This is a genomic window from Streptomyces sp. NPDC039480 (assembly GCF_055597165.1).
This window is the reverse complement of sequence record NZ_JBVITX010000006.1, coordinates 189,139-209,237: the sequence shown is the minus strand read 5'-3', so window position 1 is coordinate 209,237 and position 20,099 is coordinate 189,139. Positions and strand designations below refer to the sequence as shown.

20 protein-coding genes and 1 tRNA gene are annotated in these 20,099 nt (G+C 68.0%); 13 read left to right on the top strand and 8 right to left on the bottom strand.

All coding sequences use genetic code 11. The annotated features are described in order from the left end of the window. Positions 1-47: 47 nt before the first annotated feature. A complete protein-coding gene (locus ACZ56E_RS20535; RefSeq protein ID WP_355810220.1) occupies positions 48-236 on the top strand; it encodes a DUF5703 family protein in 189 nt (62 codons plus the stop codon). A gap of 103 nt (positions 237-339) precedes the next feature. Here ACZ56E_RS20535 and ACZ56E_RS20530 read toward each other — a convergent pair whose 3' ends face one another. The 3 genes from ACZ56E_RS20530 to ACZ56E_RS20520 form a co-directional block, all read right to left on the bottom strand. After that, entirely contained in the window at positions 340-1,173 is an 834-nt protein-coding gene (locus tag ACZ56E_RS20530) for a chaplin (RefSeq protein ID WP_471215990.1), read from the bottom strand. Between the two features lie 143 nt (positions 1,174-1,316). Further along, positions 1,317-1,550, bottom strand: a complete 234-nt coding sequence (locus ACZ56E_RS20525) for a chaplin (RefSeq protein ID WP_468612070.1) — start codon at positions 1,548-1,550, stop codon at positions 1,317-1,319. A gap of 146 nt (positions 1,551-1,696) precedes the next feature. Beyond that, positions 1,697-3,022: a M20/M25/M40 family metallo-hydrolase gene (locus ACZ56E_RS20520; RefSeq protein WP_468612071.1), complete on the bottom strand. Its 1,326-nt coding sequence runs from the start codon at positions 3,020-3,022 to the stop codon at positions 1,697-1,699. Positions 3,023-3,209: 187 nt separating this feature from the next. Between ACZ56E_RS20520 and ACZ56E_RS20515 the strand changes: the two genes are divergently transcribed. Continuing rightward, positions 3,210-3,297: transfer RNA gene (locus ACZ56E_RS20515), tRNA-Leu, on the top strand. Between the two features lie 88 nt (positions 3,298-3,385). Here the strand turns inward: ACZ56E_RS20515 and ACZ56E_RS20510 are convergent. After that, complete coding sequence (locus ACZ56E_RS20510; protein WP_471215988.1) at positions 3,386-4,663, bottom strand: tyrosine-type recombinase/integrase; 1,278 nt, start codon at positions 4,661-4,663, stop codon at positions 3,386-3,388. A 144-nt stretch (positions 4,664-4,807) separates the two neighbouring features. Between ACZ56E_RS20510 and ACZ56E_RS20505 the strand changes: the two genes are divergently transcribed. From ACZ56E_RS20505 to ACZ56E_RS20470, 8 genes are all read left to right on the top strand, one after another. Next, entirely contained in the window at positions 4,808-5,368 is a 561-nt protein-coding gene (locus tag ACZ56E_RS20505) for a hypothetical protein (RefSeq protein WP_175613690.1), read from the top strand. A gap of 71 nt (positions 5,369-5,439) precedes the next feature. Then, the gene (locus ACZ56E_RS20500; protein WP_381160772.1) at positions 5,440-5,610 is read left to right on the top strand and encodes a helix-turn-helix domain-containing protein; all 171 of its coding nucleotides are present in this window, start codon (positions 5,440-5,442) and stop codon (positions 5,608-5,610) included. Continuing rightward, positions 5,607-6,119 (top strand): hypothetical protein, encoded by a 513-nt coding sequence (locus ACZ56E_RS20495; RefSeq protein WP_471215986.1) that lies wholly within the window; start codon positions 5,607-5,609, stop codon positions 6,117-6,119. The genes ACZ56E_RS20500 and ACZ56E_RS20495 overlap by 4 nt, the downstream gene beginning before the upstream one ends. 453 nt (positions 6,120-6,572) lie before the next feature. Continuing rightward, the gene (locus tag ACZ56E_RS20490) at positions 6,573-6,827 is read left to right on the top strand and encodes a helix-turn-helix domain-containing protein (protein WP_401812274.1); all 255 of its coding nucleotides are present in this window, start codon (positions 6,573-6,575) and stop codon (positions 6,825-6,827) included. Positions 6,828-6,875: 48 nt separating this feature from the next. After that, positions 6,876-7,781, top strand: a complete 906-nt coding sequence (locus ACZ56E_RS20485) for a major capsid protein (protein ID WP_471215984.1) — start codon at positions 6,876-6,878, stop codon at positions 7,779-7,781. A 102-nt stretch (positions 7,782-7,883) separates the two neighbouring features. Next, positions 7,884-8,222: a hypothetical protein gene (locus tag ACZ56E_RS20480; protein ID WP_471215982.1), complete on the top strand. Its 339-nt coding sequence runs from the start codon at positions 7,884-7,886 to the stop codon at positions 8,220-8,222. Between the two features lie 505 nt (positions 8,223-8,727). Further along, positions 8,728-9,492, top strand: a complete 765-nt coding sequence (locus tag ACZ56E_RS20475) for an Lsr2 family DNA-binding protein (protein ID WP_471215980.1) — start codon at positions 8,728-8,730, stop codon at positions 9,490-9,492. 397 nt (positions 9,493-9,889) lie between these two features. Continuing rightward, the gene (locus ACZ56E_RS20470) at positions 9,890-11,260 is read left to right on the top strand and encodes a DUF3987 domain-containing protein (RefSeq protein ID WP_471215978.1); all 1,371 of its coding nucleotides are present in this window, start codon (positions 9,890-9,892) and stop codon (positions 11,258-11,260) included. 65 nt (positions 11,261-11,325) lie between these two features. On the opposite strand, the gene ACZ56E_RS20465 is transcribed toward ACZ56E_RS20470, so the two are convergent. Further along, entirely contained in the window at positions 11,326-12,177 is an 852-nt protein-coding gene (locus tag ACZ56E_RS20465; protein ID WP_359778401.1) for a protein kinase domain-containing protein, read from the bottom strand. 74 nt (positions 12,178-12,251) lie between these two features. Continuing rightward, positions 12,252-12,701: a glycine-rich domain-containing protein gene (locus tag ACZ56E_RS20460; protein WP_127912480.1), complete on the bottom strand. Its 450-nt coding sequence runs from the start codon at positions 12,699-12,701 to the stop codon at positions 12,252-12,254. A gap of 328 nt (positions 12,702-13,029) precedes the next feature. Between ACZ56E_RS20460 and ACZ56E_RS20455 the strand changes: the two genes are divergently transcribed. Next, positions 13,030-13,803: a helix-turn-helix domain-containing protein gene (locus ACZ56E_RS20455; protein ID WP_471215975.1), complete on the top strand. Its 774-nt coding sequence runs from the start codon at positions 13,030-13,032 to the stop codon at positions 13,801-13,803. 237 nt (positions 13,804-14,040) lie between these two features. Here the strand turns inward: ACZ56E_RS20455 and ACZ56E_RS20450 are convergent, their stop codons facing one another. After that, complete coding sequence (locus ACZ56E_RS20450) at positions 14,041-15,354, bottom strand: caspase family protein (protein WP_471215973.1); 1,314 nt, start codon at positions 15,352-15,354, stop codon at positions 14,041-14,043. Between the two features lie 139 nt (positions 15,355-15,493). Here ACZ56E_RS20450 and ACZ56E_RS20445 point away from each other — a divergent pair, with 139 nt between their 5' ends. After that, complete coding sequence (locus tag ACZ56E_RS20445) at positions 15,494-16,159, top strand: D-sedoheptulose-7-phosphate isomerase (RefSeq protein ID WP_471215971.1); 666 nt, start codon at positions 15,494-15,496, stop codon at positions 16,157-16,159. Positions 16,160-16,161: 2 nt separating this feature from the next. Beyond that, positions 16,162-17,634, top strand: coding sequence for a trehalose-6-phosphate synthase (locus ACZ56E_RS20440; RefSeq protein ID WP_471215970.1), 1,473 nt, complete (start codon positions 16,162-16,164; stop codon positions 17,632-17,634). A gap of 34 nt (positions 17,635-17,668) precedes the next feature. On the opposite strand, the gene ACZ56E_RS20435 is transcribed toward ACZ56E_RS20440, so the two are convergent. Next, positions 17,669-20,074, bottom strand: a complete 2,406-nt coding sequence (locus ACZ56E_RS20435) for an ATP-binding protein (protein WP_471215968.1) — start codon at positions 20,072-20,074, stop codon at positions 17,669-17,671. Between the last annotated feature and the right edge of the window lie 25 nt (positions 20,075-20,099).

Here is a 20,099-nt window from a genome sequence, read left to right as displayed (position 1 = left end):
AGTGCAGACGCTATCCGTACCGGGCCGGTGCCCGCACAATAGATGCGATGCCGGAATACGAATTTGTCGACGTGTATGTACCGCGCGGGGTCACCCGCAAGGAAGCCACACGCCTGCTGACGGACCACGCGGAGTACGGACACTGGGAGTTGGACCGCCTGAGACTGCACCCCGACGGGAGCCGCAGAGTGCGGCTGAAGCGGCGGATCATCCGCCAGGTGCGGGCCACCTGGTGAGTGCCGCGCGCCCGGGGACGCCGGGCCGCGGCGGGGGAAAGACGGAGCGGGCCCCACGACGGTGGGGCCCGCTCCGTTCGGCGTGCTCGGACGGCGGGGTGGCTCAGGCGGCCGCCCGGGCCCTCCGGTAGAGCACCGCGCCCGCGAGCAGCGCGCCCGCGCCGAGCGGCAGCGCGAGGCCGAGGGGCAGCTCACTGCCGGTCGCGGCGAGCTGCGACGTCCCCTCGGGCGGCGTGACGAGCTGCGCGTCCGGGGCGCCGCGGTCGCCGATCGGGGTGAGCGGGTCGTGCGGCGACTGGGAGCCGCCGGGGGTGCCGGGATCGCCGGGCTTCCCCGGCTTGCCCGGGTCACCGGGCTTCCCGGGCTTGCCGGGGTGGTCCGGCTTACCGGGGTCGCCCGGCTTGCCCGGCTGCTCCGGCTTGCCCGGCTGCTCGGGCTTCCCCGGGTGCTCGGGGTCGGTCGGGGGCTTCTGGCCGCCCGGCGGCTTCCCCGCTTCACCGGATTCGTTGGCGCATTCGTTGCCCATGGAGGCGTTGCCGAGGCCGCCGATGGTGACGCTGTTGCCGCAGACGTTGACCGGGGCGTTGATCGGCAGCTGCACGTTGTTGCCGGAGCCGACGCCCGGTGAGTTGCCGGCGTGACCGTCGGCCTTGGCCCCGCCGCCGGACGGCTTGTGCGAACCGCCGCCCTTGCCCGAGGTGTTGGCGCAGCTGTTTCCTGCCGCCGGGTTGAGGACGCCGACCACGTTCACGGTGTTTCCGCACACGTTGACCGGGACGTCGACGGGGAGCTGGACGCTGTTGCCCGCCAGCACGCCGGGCGAACCCGAACTGCTTCCCCTCGCGCCCGAGTCCGCCTGTGCGTGACCGCCGGTCGCGGCGAGCACGCCGGTCGCGGCCGCCACGGTGATCAGGCCTTTGCGCGTGACCTGTCGCATAGCTGTTCCCTGCCTTTTGCCGTACATCCGGAAGACGTCCGGGCCCGCTGGCCCGGACGTGGAATACCTGTCGGCCCCGGAGCGCATGGCGTGCACTCCGGGGCCGACAAGCTCAGACCCTTAACGGGCGAGGCGCGGCAACGTCACTTGTTGACGCAGTGGTTGCCGAAGGTGGGGTTCAGCAGCCCGATCACGGAGACCGTGTTGCCGCAGGCGTTCACCGGCACGTGCACGGGCACCTGGATGACGTTGCCCGACGCGACGCCGGGGGAGTTGACAGCGGCACCCTGGGCACCGGCGTCGGCAGTGGCGATGCCCGCACCCGCGAGCACGAGACCACCGGTGGCAGCCACAGCGGCGACGACCTTCTTGAGCATTATTCCTCCTAGTTGGCAATGCAGTCCCAGCCGCGGACTGCATCACCTGTAACGAGGAGGGATCTCCATGGCTACGAGCCTATGGTCTCATTCACTCTTTTCAGTCAAGTACGTACGTACTGGCGATTGTTGGAGATACGTTTCGGTCAGGAAGCCTCGATGAAACGGTCGAGCACCCGGACGCCGAACTTCAGGCCGTCGACCGGCACCCGCTCGTCGACACCGTGGAACATGCCCGCGAAGTCCAGCTCCGGCGGCAGCTTCAGCGGCGCGAAGCCGAAGCCGCGGATGCCGAGGTCGTCGAAGGACTTGGCGTCCGTGCCGGCCGAGAGCATGTAGGGCACGGCGCGGGCGATCGGGTCCTCGGCCCGCAGGGCGGTCTGCATGGCGTCGACGAGAGCGCCGTCGAAGGTGGTCTCCAGCGCCTTGTCCGCATGGACGTCCTCGCGCTTGACCCGCGGACCGAGAATCCGGTCCAGATCGGCGAGGAACTCCTCCTCGTACCCCGGCAGGTAGCGCCCGTCGACGTGCGCGGTGGCCTGCCCCGGGATCACGTTCACCTTGTACCCGGCGCCGAGCTGCGTCGGGTTGGCGGTGTTCTGCAGGGAGGCGCCGATGAGCTTGGCGATGCCGCCGAGCTTGGCGAGCGTCGCGTCCATGTTCTCCGGGTCGAGCTCGGTGCCGAGGGCGTCGCCGAGCTCGTCGAGGAAGTGCCGCAGCGTCTTGGTGACCCGGACCGGGAACTTGTGGCGTCCGAGGCGTCCGACCGCCTCGGAGAGCTCGGTGATCGCGTTGTCCTTGTGGATCATCGAACCGTGACCGGCGGTGCCGTCCACGGTCAGCTTCATCCAGTGCATGCCCTTCTGGGCCGTCTCGACGAGGTACAGCCGCAGGTTCTCGTTGACGGTGAAGGAGAAGCCGCCGACCTCGCTGATCGCCTCCGTGCACCCCTCGAAGAGGTCCGGGTGGTTGTCGACCAGGTACCGCGCGCCGTACTTGCCGCCCGCCTCCTCGTCCGCGAGGAACGCCAGGACGATGTCGCGCGGGGGCTTGCGGCCGCTGCGCATCCGCTCCCGTACGACCGCGAGGGTCATCGCGTCCATGTCCTTCATGTCGACGGCGCCCCGGCCCCACACGCAGCCGTCCGCGATCTCCCCGGAGAAGGGGTGGTGCGTCCAGTCCGCGGCGTTCGCCGGCACGACGTCCGTGTGGCCGTGGATGAGGAGCGCGGGCCGCGACGGGTCCTCGCCCTCGATCCTGGCGACCGTGGAGGCCCTGCCGGGGTGGGACTCGAAGATCTTCGGTTCGAGACCGACCTCGGCGAGCTTCTCCGCGACGTACTCGGCGGCCTTGCGCTCCCCCGGGCCCGAGTGGTCGCCGTAGTTGCTCGTATCGATCTGGATCAGTTCGCGACAGAGGTCGACGACCTCGTCCTCACCGGTGACGGCCTTGCCCGTGCTGGACCCGCTCACGCTGGTTCCTCCCGCATTCGCTGCTGGTGGTCCCCTTCATCCTCCCTCTCCGGAGCTCCGCGCCCAAGGGCGGGCGGGTGTCGTCACGCGCCGTTCACAGCGGACCAGGGGGGTGATCGAGTACCCCTGGAGGCCTGGTAATGTTCTCTCTGTCGCCGCGGGGAACACCCCGCGAAGACAACACCCGGTCCGGGTGGCGGAATGGCAGACGCGCTAGCTTGAGGTGCTAGTGCCCTTTATCGGGCGTGGGGGTTCAAGTCCCCCCTCGGACACCAGCTGAGACCCCACTTCACGTGGGGTTTTCTGCTTTTCTGGGGTGTGGCGTGACCAACCACGTGACCAACAGCCCAGAGATTCCCCAGGTCAGACCAGGGTTGCAAGGCCGATTCGAGAGGCGCTGGACGCAGCCAGTTTCTTGGCTCCCTCGGCGCGACGCCTGCCGTAGCGGCTCATGGTGTAGCCAGGCGAGTGGTGCCGGGCGTTAGCGGAGACCTCTACGGGGTTCTCGTGGTTGTCGAGATCGTTCGTGATCTTCGAGGCCCGCCAGTCGTGCAGCCGGAAGTCGTCCGGCAGGTGCAGCCGATTGCGAGCCGTCCGCCAGCGTGCCGACACCTTCTCAGGGTCCTGCGGGCCTCCGGCCTCTCGGCCCTTCTGGAGCTTGAACCCGTCGCGGGCGAACACCAGGCCGTGATCTACCCATAGCGGTCCGAGCCGTTCCTTCTCGGCTTGCTGGCGCTCCCACTGCCACTTGAGGACATTCATCAGGGCTTGGTCCACGTAGATGATCGCGTTGTCGTCACCGTCCTTGGTGAGCTTGCGGAGCCTGTAGGTATTGCCTTCCTCGACGACGACCCAGGCCAGTTCGATGGCGCAGTCATCCCAGTGGATCAGGTCCCACATCCACCCCAAGGTCTCGCTGCGGCGGCATGAGGTGGCCGCGTAGGAGGTCCACAGCGGAGCGTCCCGCAGGCAGTGATGCATGAACCCGTCACAGACGCGGTTCTTGCACGGCTCCCATATCTCCTTCAGGAAGTGCGCCGTCTCCTGATCGTTGAGGGTGGGGAAGTCGGGTTGTGCCGCCTTGATCTGCCGCTCGGTCGGTGGATTAGCGGTGTGGGCGGGATTGACTGTGAGGAGCTTCCTTGGTCCGGTTACGGAGTCGAGGGCCGCCGAGATGATGTTGTGGACGTGGCGGACGCTCTTGGGGCCGAGCGGCTTGTTGTCGTTGCCGTCAATGGGCTTGGTCTCCAGGAGCCGGTACAGCTCGTCCAGGCGATCGTCTGTCACCTCCACTACCTTCTCCGTTCCTATGTGGGGCTTGATGTGCAGCCGGATCTTCGGCTCGTAGCCTTCTTTGGTGGTGTCCTCGCCCCGGTGCTTGGCGAGCCAGGAATCCATGAGCTGCCCCATGGTCATGTCAGAGCGGGGCGTGAGGGCGCCCGCCTCGTGATCGCTGTGCCACTGCCGGAGCGCTCGTTCCGCTTCGGTCTTGGTCTTGTACTCGCGGCCTATCCAGTAGCGCTCCTTCTTGCCTGTTGCCGGGTTGAAGTGCAGGGGCGTGCGTACACCCCAGGTGTTCGGCCGTCCCGTCCGTTTGATCTCCACGGGGGTGCCGCCGAGCCCGTTTCCACGCTTTGTCACGGGTGGTGGTGCTCTCTCGTCTGCTCTGCCGGTCGGCGGTGCGCCGGTCCGGGCCGGTGCGTCGCTCCGGCACTCTCAGTTTGATCACGGACCACCACCTCTTGTCAACCAATGGTGGACCACCCTCCGTGGTACGGTTCTGGCATGGATGGAGACGAGAACGGATTCGAGATCACCCAGCACCAGGGAGCGTGGGACATCCGCATGTGGTGGCCCAGCGGGCCGGTGACCGGAGGACCGCAGCGCATCACGATCGAGAAGGCACAGGACGCCCCAGCCCGTGATGTGGCGCGCGGCATCTCCACCACCGTGCTGCGCAGGCTGGACCTCACAGAGGCGGTCCAGGCGGCACAGAAGGCCGCCCCCAGTCTCGAAGAAGGGGCCCGCGAGATCACGCAGACGATCGAGGAGGCGGCGAAGACGGCCGGGCGGTTGCTCGCTCTTAAGGGGGTCTCGGCTCCCTACCTGGTCATGTTGTCGGCTGTGTACGTCCAGATGACGAGCATCGGCGCGCGTCGCCCTGTCGATTGGCTGGCACAGTTGATCGAGCGACGGCCGGAGACCGTCCGGGACCACCTCAAGAAGGCCCGCAGGGACGGGTACTTGAGTTCCCTGGCAGGCAAGGCAGGTGGCGAACTGACCGACAAGGCCACGGCCGTACTCGACTCCCTGCCGGATGCGCCGGATACGGGAGAAGCCCGATAGTCCCCGTTCTGCGCACCCGCATGACCACGCCCCCGAGGCCATCGGGGGCTTTCTTTTTCTCGGAGGATTCTTTGACCAAGCTGATGACCGTTGACGACGTTGCCGAATACCTGAATGTCCCCAAATCATGGGTCTACAACAACCACAAGCGGGAAGGCATCCCCTTTGTGAAGGTTGGTCAATCTCTTCGTTGTCGTATGAATGACCTTGCCCACTGGCTGGACAAGCAGGGGGCGCAGTGATCGGCAGGGACGAGAACCCGTTTCCCGAGCGCCCGGCCTGGGAGACAGCCGAGCCGATAGCAGTGGCCACCGTGCGCGGAGCGTCACGGCCGGCCTTCCGGAGCGAGAACGGGAGCGGCGAGGCGGAGTTGATTAGCTCGACTCCGGCACCGAGGTTGCCGAGGTCGGCAATCCGGTACGAGTGGGAGCGAGCCCTGTGGAACTGCCCCGACGTACCAGGCAAGTACAAGCACGTCCTAGCGGCGGCCTCATTTTTCGCCACCTTCGATACCGGCCGGGACCTCCGGGCGCCGCAGGAACTCATAGCCGAGACCTCCGGGGCGTCGCTCAGCACGGTGGGCCGCGCCATCCGTTACGGGCGCGAGCATGGGTGGCTGTGGGTGGAGCACAAGTCGAAGGGGAAAGGTGACTGCGACGTGCACTGGCTCACGATTCCCCGACACGACCACGGGCATGGCTTTAAGGACATGAAAGCCAGGGCCAGGGAATACGACCACACGTCACACTGACCTACTACCTAGTGAGTTTCACCAAGGGAGTCCCACCAAGGGACTCCTACCGAGTGATCTCTACCAAGTGGCCTAGGTGGTTTGAGGCGAGATGGAGACGGGCCAGTCTTTCGGGACTAGCCCATCTCCTGTACTGAAAATTGACCTGCTGCCAGCCCAGGCGTTTACAGCATTCTGTTCGCCCGCTTCGTGACGGGCGTCTCAATTTCACGTGTATCCGTCCCCTGATCTTCGCGGGGACGCCGACATTATTAGTGAGAGGGAAGTTCACCTCACGGTGTGAGCTGTGCCCCACTTCCGTGGGTCACCGAGAGTCGCAACGAAGATCTCACCGACGCATAGGGTGAGATGACTTCCCTCGCAGTCCCTTCAACCCCCGTCCGCCTCTCGGTGGACGGGGGTTTCCTTTTGCCCACAGGTTCGCGTTTCAGCAATCAATCGCAAGGAGTCCTTATGTTCGATCGTCATGCTTTCACTGCCCGCCGTATCACTCTTGGCCTGTCCGTCGAAGAGCTGGCTGACGAAATGGTTGTGGCTCCCTCCACCGTCTACCGGTGGGAGTCCGGGGAGACCACTCCGAGCCTTCGGATGCTCGTGCTGGCGTCGCGGCATCTGTGCTCGCCGCTGCTGTCTCTCATGACGGGTGAGGACACCGAGCAGCGCCGCAAGGCCACGGCTGTTGACGCCCTGATCCGTGAGGGCTCCTGACTCTGCACGATTCCCCTTCCCATTTTGATGACTTAAGCAGGAGTTTCTATGACCGATCAGAAGCCCATGACCGTCCAGGACGCCGTCAAGTCCGAGAACAGCTTTGCCATTTCACAGATCGTTGCCGTCACGGCCCTTGACATGCTGGTGGGATTCAAGGGGCTGGCACACACTGTGCACCGGGATGCCGAGGAAGATTTCCGGGGCGGTGTTGGTGACTCGGTCCGTATCCGCCGTCCAGAGGTGCTTAAGGCCGGAAACTTCAACGGTTCCGTGAACAGCATGGTGCAGTCGGTCAAGGACACGACCATCGAGTTGGAGATCACCGACCACGCCCTGTCGGCGGTCGAGATCACCGACAAGGAAATGCGCTTCGACCTCTACACCTTCGAGCAGCAGATCACCCTCCCCCAGTCCGCGGGAATCGGTGACTACCTGGAACAGAACATCGCCCACACGATGAACCAGCGCACCGCCGACGGCGCTCCCGGCCTGATCACGATGAAGGCCACCCAGCCCCGGCACGCGATCATCGACGCAGGCACGGTCCTGGACAAGAGCCGCACAGCGGGGCGCCGTTGGCTGGCCGTCTCCCCGGACGTGAAGAACGTCCTGCTGAAGGACGACAACTTCTCTCAGGTCGCCCAGGCCGGTTCGGATGAGGCGCTGCGTGGCGGCATCATCGGTGAGGCGTACGGCTTCACGGTCGTCTACTCGCCGTTCCTGGCGGACAAGACCGCCGTTGCCTACATCGGCTCGGCGTTTGCCATGGCCGTCTGCTCGCCGCCTGTGGTCCGTAGTGAGTTCTCCGCCTCGGCCGGGCATCAGGGCTACTCGATGCGCTGGCTGATGACCTTCAACGACGACAGCCTGAACCAGCGCTCCATCATGGACGCCTACGTCGGCTCGACCGTCCTGGATGAGCGGCGCTCGGTCGGCCTCAAGCTGGCCTGACCCCTGAATTAGCTCGGGCCCCCGCCCATCGGCGGGGGCCCGTTCCGTTCTCGCTCCTCGATGCCGGCTGCCGCACCAGAACCGGAGGAACCCTTGCCCAAGATGCGTAATCCGAACTCCCCTCACTCCCGATACCGCGAAGCACAGAAGGTCACCGTTCTGCCACTGGAGCACAATTTGCCGGTTCCCGACCTCCCGAAGGGGCGGGAATGGTCGGAGCATGAGCGGGCCTACTGGGCTGAACTGTGGGAGACGCCGCAAGCGTCACAGTGGGACGATTCCACGGCCGGTGTCGTGGCCACCGTGGTCGTTTACTGGTCTGCGATTCTCGCCGGTACTGCCACCAATACTCAGCACATGGAATACCGGCACCTGGTAAAGGCCCTGGGGCTCACTCCAGAGGGTATGCGCATCCTCGGGTGGGTGATGGGTGATGAGTAAGAAGCTCGCCCGCCGTAGGGCCGCACAGGCCGTCCAGGCTGCCGACGCTGCACCGGTGGCCACCCATGTAGACGGCGTGGAGTGTCCCGACTTCATCGACTGGCCAGACGGTCAGAGTCATATTAGCTGCCATGTCTGCTGGAACCTGTGGTGCCTGCATGTCGCCTGGTTCGCTACCGGAATGGAAGAACCATGGGGTGACGGTCAGCGGCACGATTCAGGACCGTGCTTCGAGTGCGCGAAAATTGATTGACAAACACACGGTGGGAGGAAGGCACCCCCGGTGGGTCCTATTTCTTTTCTAATACCCATTACCCCCACTCTTGAATTGAAATGGAAATGCATGATTGTGATATAGGTCACCACGAATTGCTCTTGTTCTCGGGTTGCTTTGGGGCAGGATGGAGACAGTTCCGCAAGATCGAATGCGGAGGCCGTCAGAGACTCACTCCGGCCACTTACTGCGACTTCACCTGCCAAGCCCGAATCAAAGGATTGCCGCGCCATGCGTAAGACCGTGCTCATGCCCGTTGAAAAGGTTCTGTGCGACGCCCACATAGCGCGTGACGGTTCCGAGGTAGAGGCGACGGACACCCTGACACTGGGGCGGCATGCCTGGGACCTGTGCCTGGAACACAACGTCATCTTTGGCCGCTACCTGTGCGATGCCTTGGGGGCACCCTCCGAGGGCGAAGCCGTGCCCACTGAGCCGGAGTCCGTGCCGGATGCTGATTCTGTGCTCGTGGTTGAGCCGTCGTCTGTCGTGTCCGAGTGCGAGCGGGACGACGTGGACGTGAGCGGGGAAGCGAACGAGCCTGAGCCTGTGCGATCCGTGATGATCGCGGGTGACGTACCGGGCTATGACTGGGAGTCAGCCCGTAACGCCGTACGGAACGCGGGCTATGAGGTGGTGGGACGCGCTGATAGCTCGACCGTGCTCCTGATCATCGGTGAGGGCGGGGAGCGGAACGGCCACAAGGTCCGCGACGCGAGGGAGCGCGGCATCCCGTGCATGGACGTGCGGAAGCCGGGCCGCTTCAAGTCGGCGGTTCTCGCGGGTGAGTTCGTTGGTGGTGACCCGCTTCCCGAGCCCGCCAAGGTCGATCGGTCGGGCATGAGCGACCGTGAGCGCAACCGTGTGATCCGGGCATGGGCCCGCGAGAACGGGTGGCCGAACCTCCCTGTCCAGGGTCGTGTCCCGATGAACGTCCGGCATGCGTACGAGCTGGCGCACAGGGAGCCTGTGCAGGGAAAAGCGGCAGCGGCCTGAGTGCCGCGCCCACGGTGACGGCTGCTGGGTGCGGCCGTCACCCCCGGCCTCATGACCTGAGCGTGTGGAAGAACGCCAAGGGCTACGGGGCCCACTCCAAGCCGTCCAAGGGTGACTGCACCCCCGGTTCGTGGGTCACCTGGACCACGCCCAAGGGCAAGACTCGTACCGGGGTCGTGAGCAACGATCCGTTGCCGGTGGCCACCGTGAGGCGACATGTCCCGATGGACAAAGTGTCCCGCTGTACCGCCGTGATCGTTCCGGCGGACGGGGGAGACGTGCTCCCCCTACTGCGGAAGACCGCCAAGGAACCCCACTTTCAGACCAAAGACGGGGGCGGCTGGCGCTCCGTCGTCTCCCTCCGCAACCGAACCAACTCCCAGGAAGCAAAGGCAGCATGAGCACCCCCGTCTTCTACGGTCCGATCGGCCGTGCCGTCCGCAAGATCGCCCCGTTCGCGGAAACCGATCCGCTCGGGATCTACGTCGCCGTTCTGTCGATGTGGTCGGCCGCGATCGGGGGCACGGTCAAGGTGTCATCCCGTGGCAGTGCCCGCCCCGTGCTGCTGTGGTCGGCCCTGGTGGCCGGAACGGGGCGCGGTAAGGGGACCGCGCTCCGGGCCGCTCATCACGTCCTGGACAAGTCCCTGGGCCGCTTCCTGGCCACGCACACCACATCCGGCATCACGTCCGGGGCCAGTCTCGTCAATCACCTGTGGGACCAGCAGGAAGCGACCGCCGAAACCGAGCACGGTCGGGACGTCCGGGCCCTGGTGGTCGAAGAGGAATGGACCGAGGTCTTGAAGCGGGTCAAGCGCGACCCGTCGTTCACCACCAAGCTCCGCGCTGCCTGGGATGGGGCGACGCTCCGCAACACCACGAAGGAAGATGCGCAAGAGGTCCGAGATCCTTCCATGGTGCTGCATTCACACATCACGCCGAGCGACTGGGCTCGGTACGTGGGTGAGTTGGAAGCGGCCGGAGGCTCGTACAACCGCATCCTGCCCTTCCTGCTCGGGTCGGTTCCGATGCTGGACGACGACCGCGTGAGCCTGCCCCAGGTGGACGGCTCCGAACTGTCCGACGCCTACGGGTGGGCCACCGCACGGCCCCGTGTGATCACCCTCTCCGACGACGCCCGACCGCTGTGGCAGATCGTGCGCCGCTACGCGCGCATCCTCGGGGAGACGCTGCCGGAGGCACAGGCAGTTTTCATCGAACGGACCGCAGAGCAGACGCTCAGGGTCGCTGCCTGTTTCGCGGCCGCCGAGTGCTCCGAGTCCATCACGGAAGAGATGTTGTCGGCCGCCTTCTCCCTCGTACGCCGCTCCGTCCAGGACGCGGTCCGGATCAGCAAGGGAGCCACCGCCCCGAAGGTGAAGCGGCAGCCGCTCAGCCTCGCGGACAAGGTCCGGGCCCGAATCGAGATGCACGGCGGTCGGGCCACGTCCTCACAAATCCTCCCCTACGTCGGGGCCACGGCCGAAGAGGTCAAGGCACTGCCTGGAATCGTCGTCACCGTGGAACGGTCGGGGAAGACCGGCCGTCCGGCCACCGTTTTCACGCTCCGCGGTGACCATTCCGAAACCGTGACGGAACCGGTCTCCCATTCTCGCGAGCCCATGCCGGCCGCGCCGGAACGGGAGGAGAACCGCGCCACGGTTGTCCAGCTCGACGCCTACCGGCCCGCCCCCGTTCCGGCCCCCGTGAAGCGGTCAGCAGATGCCGTTGCCCTTCTGGCCGACAACCCATTCCGCGCTCTGCTCTAACCAAAGCAACGAAACAGCCCCGGCCCATTTCGGGCCGGGGGCTGTTTCGTTGCTTCGGCGTGGGGTCAGTGGTCGCGCTTGGATTCCTTGGCCGCTCGCCGGAACTCAGCCGCGACGTGCGACAGCGGGGGGCGGTCGTACGGTTCATAGCTCAGCATGGCGTCAATCATCGTCCCGAACGGTGCGGGCAGATCGAACGGACGCCGCTTGTTGTCCACTACGGCCTGACGTTGCACCGGTCGTTCCGCGTCGTCCGGGTAGACCATGGCCCTCTTGCCCGTGGCAGAGATGAGCAGCGACGCCCCGAGGGCGTACACGTCGGCGCTGGGAGACGGGACGGCCCTGCCGGTCGCCAGCACGTTGCGGGAGATCTCCGGTGCCTCGTAGTGGACCAGACACCCCGGATAGGGGAAGTCGTACAGGTTCTTCACTGTGCCGCCCCGGGCGAAAGCCAGGTCGATCAGCCGTACACCATCCTTCTCACCGGTGACGATCAGGTGGGCGGGCTGAATGTCACCGTGACACCAGCCGTCGCTGTGGAGCCGGTCGACGGCCTCCACGCATTCTGCGGCCGTCAGGTAGTCGATGGGGGCGGACGCGTCGCTCCTGTGCGCGGACCACAAGGGCCACAGACCGTCCCCGTCGTACCAGGGCTGGACGCTCCATGTGCCTCGTTCCCATGTGCCGTAAGCGACATGCGGGCGTCCCAGGGCGTGCAGCACCGACGCTTCACGGGCCGGTGCCAGGGCGGTGTACCCCCGCTCCTCATCAATGGGGGCTCCGACCTTTACGGCGACCCGTCCGTGTTCCTTCGACTCCGCTTCCCACACCTTCGACCCACGCCGCTCAGCAACCATCCGTGAAGCCACGGGCTGAACAACGCTCAGCACCTCGCTCGGCATCGTCGTCTCAGTCACGTTGGCAATCCTCTCCGAAACGCGAAGGACCGGCCCCAGAGCGGGGACCGGTCCACTTGCTGGTGCCGAGATCCCTACGCGGTGGCGTAGGGCCTCCCGTCATCGCTGTCGCACTGGGAGACGCCGCCTTCCACGGTGGCCCAGAACTTGTCCTGTACGACGTACCCGGCGTCACGGATGGCCGCCTTGGTCTCCGCCAAGGAAGCCGCCGGACGCCCGCCACGCTCCGGGTGCGGGTTGTGGTGCAGGAAGCGGCCCGCGATGCGGTTGAAGAGGTCGTGCGACTCCCGCGTGTGAAGCAGGATCGCGTGTACGCCACGGTCCACCGCTTCGGACGGCATGAGCGGGTCGCCCGCGTGGACGGCCACTGCTCCGTAGTAGGCCAACGCCTGATCGAGGATGCCGGGGGCGTGCTTCGGGTCCTCCTGGAACTGCGGGTCGTTCACCATGAACAGGACGATGCGAGCGAAGGTCTCTTCGTTGACCAGGGATGCTCCGGTCTTGTACTCCACTGCTGTGGCCATGCTGGAACCTCCGTCTAGGGAAGAACGGTCGGTGGTCTCCGGGTGCGGCTCGTGCCACAGAAGAGTGATTCCGTGTTCGTCGCACCGGGCGAAGTCGAGGTGGTACGGGATCTCATGCAATCCGGACGGGCAGAGCATGTGTCCCGGAGCGGTACGGAGAAGGCTCCGGGCTTCTTCGCTCATCGAGGCCTCCCCCTCTTCGACGTCACGTTGTGATGGTTGCCGAGCACCCCAGGTCATCGCGACGTCAAACCAGGCGTCGGAGCGACGTCCGCCGGGGGCGTCAATTAGGTGTCATTCCAGCGACGTTGGGGCTAGCGTGGATCACATGACAGCCACGGTGTTGGTCCCGAACGACACGCTGCGAGCGGTGCGGCTCTCCATGCGCATGAGCCAGGAAGAGTTCGCCAAAGCCCTGCGTAAAGCCGGTGACGACCTTGGAGAGCCCAACGACGCCAGCAAGCGACTCGTGCAGCGCTGGGAAGGGGGCCAAAGCAAATCCCCCCGTGCGGCGTACGTTCGCGCTCTGGAGCATGTCACGAGGCGCCGGATCGAGGACCTCGGGTTCACACTGTCTGTCATGGCACGAGTGCACGACGATGGAGCAGGGGGCCACGACATGGACCCAGCACCCGAAGGTGTGGCAGCCGCATCCGGAGACCTGGATACGGCGACGGAACCCGCAGGGCAGTACGGCGGCGTATGGCTCTCCCGCTACGAGTACTACTCATCCGGCCGAGACAGCACGTTCGAGGGCAAGCACTACGTAGTGATCGTTCAGACGGGAAACCGGCTTACGGCACGGAGCCTGCCTGGAGCGAGCAGCAACCCGGACAGTCCCCTGTCCCTCGACCTCACCCTTGACCAATTCGTGGTGACCGGTGCGTGGACGGAGCAGACCGCCCCGGACGGCTACTACCAAGGCGCTCGCTACCACGGAGCGATTCAGATGCTGGTGGAGCCCACCGGGCGCCGCATGGCCGGGAAATGGATCGGGTTCGGGAAGGACTTCGACGTGAATACCGGCCCCTGGGAGTTGCGACTCATGGACCCGTCCACCAGTAAGGCCACGCTGGAGCGGTACAGCCGCCCTCCCGAGTAGGGGTTGGCCACGTGACCAACGCATGACCAACAGCGGTCGGAAACGGACAGAAACGCCAGGTAAGCATGACCAACGGCAACCACGATGAAGGTACTTCAGAGGCGCGTTTCCCCAGGTCAGCCAAGTAAAGTGCTGGTGCCCGAGTGGAGAGTTCAAGTCCCCCCTCGGACACAAGCAAGGCCCCAGTCGAGAGACTGGGGCCTTTCGCGTGCGGGGTCGGGGCCGGTCGGCTGCGCATCAGGTCCTGCCTGCGGAGTTCCGCCAGTGGGTGTGGTTGCGGCGGGCCGCCCGTGTGTCGGCGTGGCGCTCGCCCAGTGCGGAGCCGTAGCTCTCGGCGAGCTCGGCGAAGGCGGCCGCCGCGCGGTCGGGCCGGCCGCTCACCCCGAGCCAGTGGGCGTGCTGCCACCGGCAGCTCAGTGCGCGCACGTCGCCGGGGCCGAGCGCCCCCGACGCGTCCACGGACAGCTCGGCGAACAGGTCGGCGGCCGCCGCCGCGTCACCGCCGATGCCGCACCACCGGGCCCGCTCGTGCCGCGCCTGGAGCGTGTCGGGGTGGGTCGGCCCCCGTTCGACGGCCAGCCGCTCGACGAGCCGTGCGTACCCCTGGACGGCTTCGGCCGCGTGTCCGTTCTCGCCCTCGGCGTGTGCCAGGGCCCGGTGCGCCAGGAGGGTGAGCTCGTGGCGTTCGCCGAGCACGCGGTCGCACTGCCGCGCCAGCCCCCGCAGGGCGGTCAGCGCTCCTGCCAGGTCGCCGGCCTCTCCCGACGCGACGGCCCGGCGCAGATGCTCCGGCACGTCGGCGGGTGCCAGCGGGCGGAACGCGGCGTTCACGGCGAGGGCCAGCTGGTCGCTCGTCCCCGTGCCGCACCGCTGGGGCCTCGGCTCGCCCTTCGCGGCGAGGACCCGGGAGGTGTGCCGGTAGGCGGCCTCCAGCGTGAGCAGTTCCCGCTCCGCGGCCGAGCCGTCGCGGAGGAACCTGATCAGCTCCCCCGTGAACATCGTGTGCCGGTCGCCCAGGGGAGCGCGGGCCGGGGCGTTCGCGGGGGCCGAGGCCAGGACGAACGTGCCGGCGATCTCCAGCTGGCCGAAGAAGAGCGACGCGGTGTCCCCCATGGCCTCGATGGCCCGGCCCGAGAAGCAGCAGTCGAGCAGCAGCACGCGGTTCCTGGCCGGCGCGGACGCCAGCGTCTCGCGGATCAGGTCGAACCGCAGGCTCGACCAGCCGAGCAGCCTGGTGTCGCTGCCGGTGAGCAGGAGGTGGAGCAGGCCCCGGTCGTCCAGCGCGCCGTGCCCCGCGAAGTAGACGAGGAACATGTCCTCCACCGCGCTCGCCGCGCGGCTGAGCGCCTCCCCCACGCGCTGGGGCTCCTTGACGTCGCGCAGGACCGTGCACCGCGCCTCGGGCAGCGCGCAGTTGCCTGACCCGGTGAGCAGGGCGCGGAGGTCGTCGAGGTTGTTGTGGACCGCCGGGAGCGGGGGCAGTTCGGCGTCGTCGTAACTGCCGCAACCGATGAGTACCGCATGCGAGTTCGAGCCGCTGGCCAGCCGCACGTCGTCCCCCTCTTGCCGCACCGCACCGCTGCCCAAATGATAGCGAGGCAACTCATTTGAGGAGGGGCGCTCTTACCGCTGTCCGAGGTTTCGGGCATGCTGGCCAATCCGAAGTCGGCTCCGACGGGTGGGGTTTGTCATGGGACGTTCGGACGCGATGGGCAACGCCGGCGAATTAGGACGGGAGGGAGGCTCGCACCAGGCTTCCGCCGTCTGCACGGCGTTCCAGAACCTGGTGGCCGATGCCGCCCTCGCCCTGGCACCGGACGCCTTCGCCTCGGCCGTCCGGCTGCTCGACTCGGTCAGGGAGACCGGCAACTGCCTCTACGTGATCGGCAACGGCGGGAGCGCCGCCACGGCGAGCCACCTGGCGTGCGACCTCGCCATGACCTCCGGCCCGCACGCCGCGGGCCTCCGGACGAACGCGCTCACCGGCAACACACCGCTGCTCAGCGCGCTGGCCAACGACATCGGGTACGACCGGGTCTTCTCCGAGCAACTCGCGCGCCTGCTCATGCCCGGCGACGTCGTGGTGGCCATCAGCGTCAGCGGCGACTCCCCGAACATCCTCGAAGGCCTCAAGACGGCGCGGGCGCGCGGCGTGCGCACGGTCGGGCTGCTCGGCGGCTCCGGGGGGCGCGCCGCCGCGCTGGTCGACGTGCCGCTGCTGGTGGACAGCGAGGTGTACGGGGTGGTGGAGACCGTGCATCTGGGTCTCGTGCACTCGCTGGCCCTCGCCCTGGGCACGGGCAGGGGCCACCCCCGGGACATCCTGGACCCGTCGCTCGACGGAATCCAGGGCTGACGGTGGTCCACGGGCCCGCGCGGGCGCCCCGTGCGCGTACGGCCGACGTGGTCCTCGTCTCCGACCGTGGCCCTGTGACGTTCCGGTCCACGCCGTCCGGTCCCGCCCCGGAACGGCGGTCGGGCAGCGTCACCTCGCTGCTCGACAGGTCCGCGCGGGCCCTGCGTGAGGACGTGTGCTGGCTGGCTCCTTCGACGAGCGACGAGGACCGCCGGGCGGCGCGGGAGGGCCGGTTCGACGAGCTGGGGCTCGGCTACGGATTCCGGCCGGTTCCGTGCCGGGCCGCGGACTACCGGCGGTACTACGAGGACGCGGGCGTGCGGGGGCTCTGGTACGCGCTCCACGATCTCTGGGACGACCTGCCGCACGACTCCGGCCCGGGGATATTTGGTGACGGCGCGGCTCTGCGGTCGTACCAGAAGGTGAACCGGGCCGTCGCCGCCGCGGCCGCGGCCCGCTGTCACCCCCGTACCGTCGTCTGCTTCCAGGACTACCAGTTCGGCACCGCGCCCGGGTTCCTGCGGGCCCGGCTGCCGACGCAGACGGTGGGCTTCTTCATGCACGCGGCGTTCGCGGCCCCGGCCGCTCTCGCGGTGCTGCCGAAGGTGGTGCGGGGGCTGCTCCTGCGCGGCATGCTCGCGGCGGACGTCCTCGGCTTCCAGAGCGGACGGTGGGCGGACTCCTTCCTGCGGTTCAGCGAGGAGGCCGGGCACGAGGTCGACCGCCGGGCCGGGGTCGTCCGGCACGGCTGCCGGCGGACGCTGGTCCGCTGCTATCCGGCCCCGCCCGACCAGGAGTACCTGTCCGGCGTCTTCGGCACCCGGGAGGCTGACCGGTGGTCCGGCACCTTCCGCCGGCTGCGGCAGGGGGCGCGGCTGCTGGTGCGCGTGGACCGGCTGGACCCGGCGAAGAACGTGCTGCGGGGCTTCGAGGCGTTCGCGCTGCTGCTCGCCGACCATCCGGAGCTGCGGCGCCGGGTCAGGTTCGTGGCCTGTCTGACGCCTTCCCGGCCCGGGGTGCCGGAGTACGCGTGGTACGCGGCCCGGGTCCGGGACGCCGTTGCCGGCATCCAGCGGGACCACCCCGGGGTCCTGACCGTGTACTGGGAGGAGGACCGGGTGCGGGCCATGGCGGCGCTGCGGGAGTACGACGTCCTGCTCGTCAACTCGGTGCACGACGGGATGAACCTGGTCGTCCAGGAAGGGGTGCTGGTGAACCGGCGGGACGGCGCGGTCGTCCTGTCGGCGCGGACCGGGAGCGCCGAGCGGCTGCGCGCGGGGGCCGTCGTCGTCCACGACCCGCGCGACGTGCGCGAGACCGCGGCGGCGCTGCGGCGGGCGCTCGCGCTGCCGTCGCACGAGCGGGCGGGCAGGTCGCACCGGATGCGCGCGCCGCTCCTGGCGACCTCACCCGAGGGCTGGCTGCGGGCCCAGCTGTCGGACCTCGCGGCGGTCCGCGACGGAACGGAGCGGTAGCGCCGCCCGGCAGGCGGGCATGTGACGACAGGGCCTAGGTCGCTGTCCGGTCGACCAGTTCGCGGAGGGCTTCGTGCACCACGTCCGTGCGGGGGTCACCGAGCCGCTCCAGGTCCTCCAGCGCGAGGGTGTAGTAGACGGCGGCTTCCTTGAGCCGCCCCATCGCGGCCATCGTCGCGCCCAGGTTGAGTGCGGTCGTCGCGGCTCCCGGCTCGTCGCCGAAGGTCCGTCTGATGCGCAGCGCCTCGTCGAAGGCCGCCACGGCCTCCTCGTCGCGCCCGGCCGTGCGGTAGGCCTCGCCGAGGTGGTTGAGCGAGGTGCCCTGGCCGAACAGGTCCTTGATCTCGCGCTGGATGCCGAGGGCGCGGAGCCAGCAGCTGATCGCCTCCTCGATCCTGCCGAGGTCGCGGTGGGCGGTGCCGAGGCTGTTGAGGTCGATGCCCTCGTTCCAGCGGTCCTTGATCTCGCGGTGGATGGCCAGTGCCTTGTTGGAGCAGCGGATCGAGTCCTCGATGCGGTTCATCCGCCGGAGGGCGCCCGCCAGGTTGTTGAGGGAGGTGCCTTCGCCGTACTTGTCGCCGATCCGGCGGCGGATGGCCAGGGCCTCCTCCCAGACCTCGACGGCCTTCTCGAACTCCTGCGTGCCGCGGTAGGCGTTGCCGAGGCTGTTCAGCGTCCAGGCCTCTCCCCTGCGGCAGCCGGAGCGCCGCGCTCCGCGGAGGCCCAGTTCGTGGGTGACGATCCAGTCGCTCAGGAGCTTGCGGACGTTGAAGAAGCTCCACAGGACGACGGGCAGCTGCCAGGCGACCGCGTCCTGCTCGCACTGCACCGCCTGCCGGACCAGCGCGATCAGATGGGTCCGCTCGGTGTCGCACCACGCCAGCGCCTCCGCGCCGTCGGCGAAGCGGAGCGGCTCGCACCGGTCGGGCAGTTCGTCGAGGTCGATCCTGCGCCGGTGGGGCATGAGCTGTCTGTTCGCCGCGTCCGCCGTGTGCAGGTACCAGAGCAGACAGCGTCTGACGGACTCGCGTCGGGACTCCGCGGACTCCTCCTCGTACGCCCGCTCTGCGGCGTAGTCGTGGATGAGGTCGTGGAAGCGGAACCGGTCGGGCGCGACCTGTTCGAGCAGGTGGCAGTCGATGAGGCCCCGCAGATACAGGTTCGTGCGCATCCTGGAGTCGCCGGTCGCGGCCGCGGCGGCGAGCAGGCTGAACTCGCCCGTGGGGTGCAGGCCGAGGATGCGGAAGCAGCGCGCGCTGCCGGCGTTCAGCGCGCGGTACGACCAGGAGAAGGCGACGCGCACCTCGCGCTGTTCGTCGCCGGTGTCCTCGACGGCCGCGGCGAAGGTGTCGAGCCGGTGGCGCTCGTCGCCGAGGCCCTCCAGGAGGTCGGCGATGGGCCATTGGGGATACGCCGCGACGCGTTCGCCCACGATGCTGAGGGCCAGCGGCAGATGGCCGCAGCCGGCCGCGAGTTCCTCGACCGCGCCGCGTTCGTGCAGCACGCGGTCGCCGCCGACGATCCCCGTCAGCAGTTCGACGGACTCCCGCTCGCTGAGGGTGTCGAGGCGGATACTGCGCGCGCCGTAGCTCCCGACCAGGCCCTGGAGGCGGTTCCGGCTGGTCACGATCACCACGCAGGTGGAGCTGCCCGGCAGCAGGGGGAACACCTGGGCGGTGTTGCGGGCGTTGTCCAGGAGGACCAGCATCTTCCGCTCGTGCAGCAGGGTGCGGAACAGGGCCGCGCGCGGTTCGAGTTCCTGCGGCACCTTGGGGGACGGCACGTCCAGCGCGTGCAGGAAGTCGGCGAGGACCTCCGCAGGTTCGAGCGGGTTGCCCGGGCCGTGGCCGCGGAGGTTGACGTACAACTGGCCGTCGGGGAACGCGTCGCGGGAGCGGTGCGCCCAGTGCACCATCAGCGCGGTCTTTCCCACGCCGGGGGCGCCGCCGACGGAGGAGATCACCGCGGTGTCCGGGCCCTCCTTCCGCGGCTCGCCGAGGAGCAGGTCCAGCTCGGCGAGCTCGCTCTCGCGGCCGACGAACCCGGGCCGGTCGAGCGGGAGTTGATGGGGCACGGGGAGCGGCGGCCGGTCCGCCGTCCGCGCTTCGGGCGACTGGAACCGCAGCAGGCGCTCGATGATCCTGCGGCCGAACTCCGGGTCGTCCGTGACGGCCCGGGACAGCTCGTCGACGGAGCCGGCCGCGGGTCGGAGGCGGTCCCCGTCCGCCAAGCGCTCCCGGAACCCGCCCGTTGAGCCCTCCCGGTACCCGCCCGTCGATCGCTCCCGGTACCCGCCCGATATGTGCTCCCGGTCCCACAGCCGGTCGGTGCGTTCGTCGAGCAGCCTGCGGAGCCCCTCCCAGCTGGTCTGCGCACCGGTCGTGGGGACGTCGCGCGTGGGCGCACCTGCCGCCGGTCCTCGGATCTCCCCTGCTGACACAGATCCACCCCCGTGGGGTCAAGGC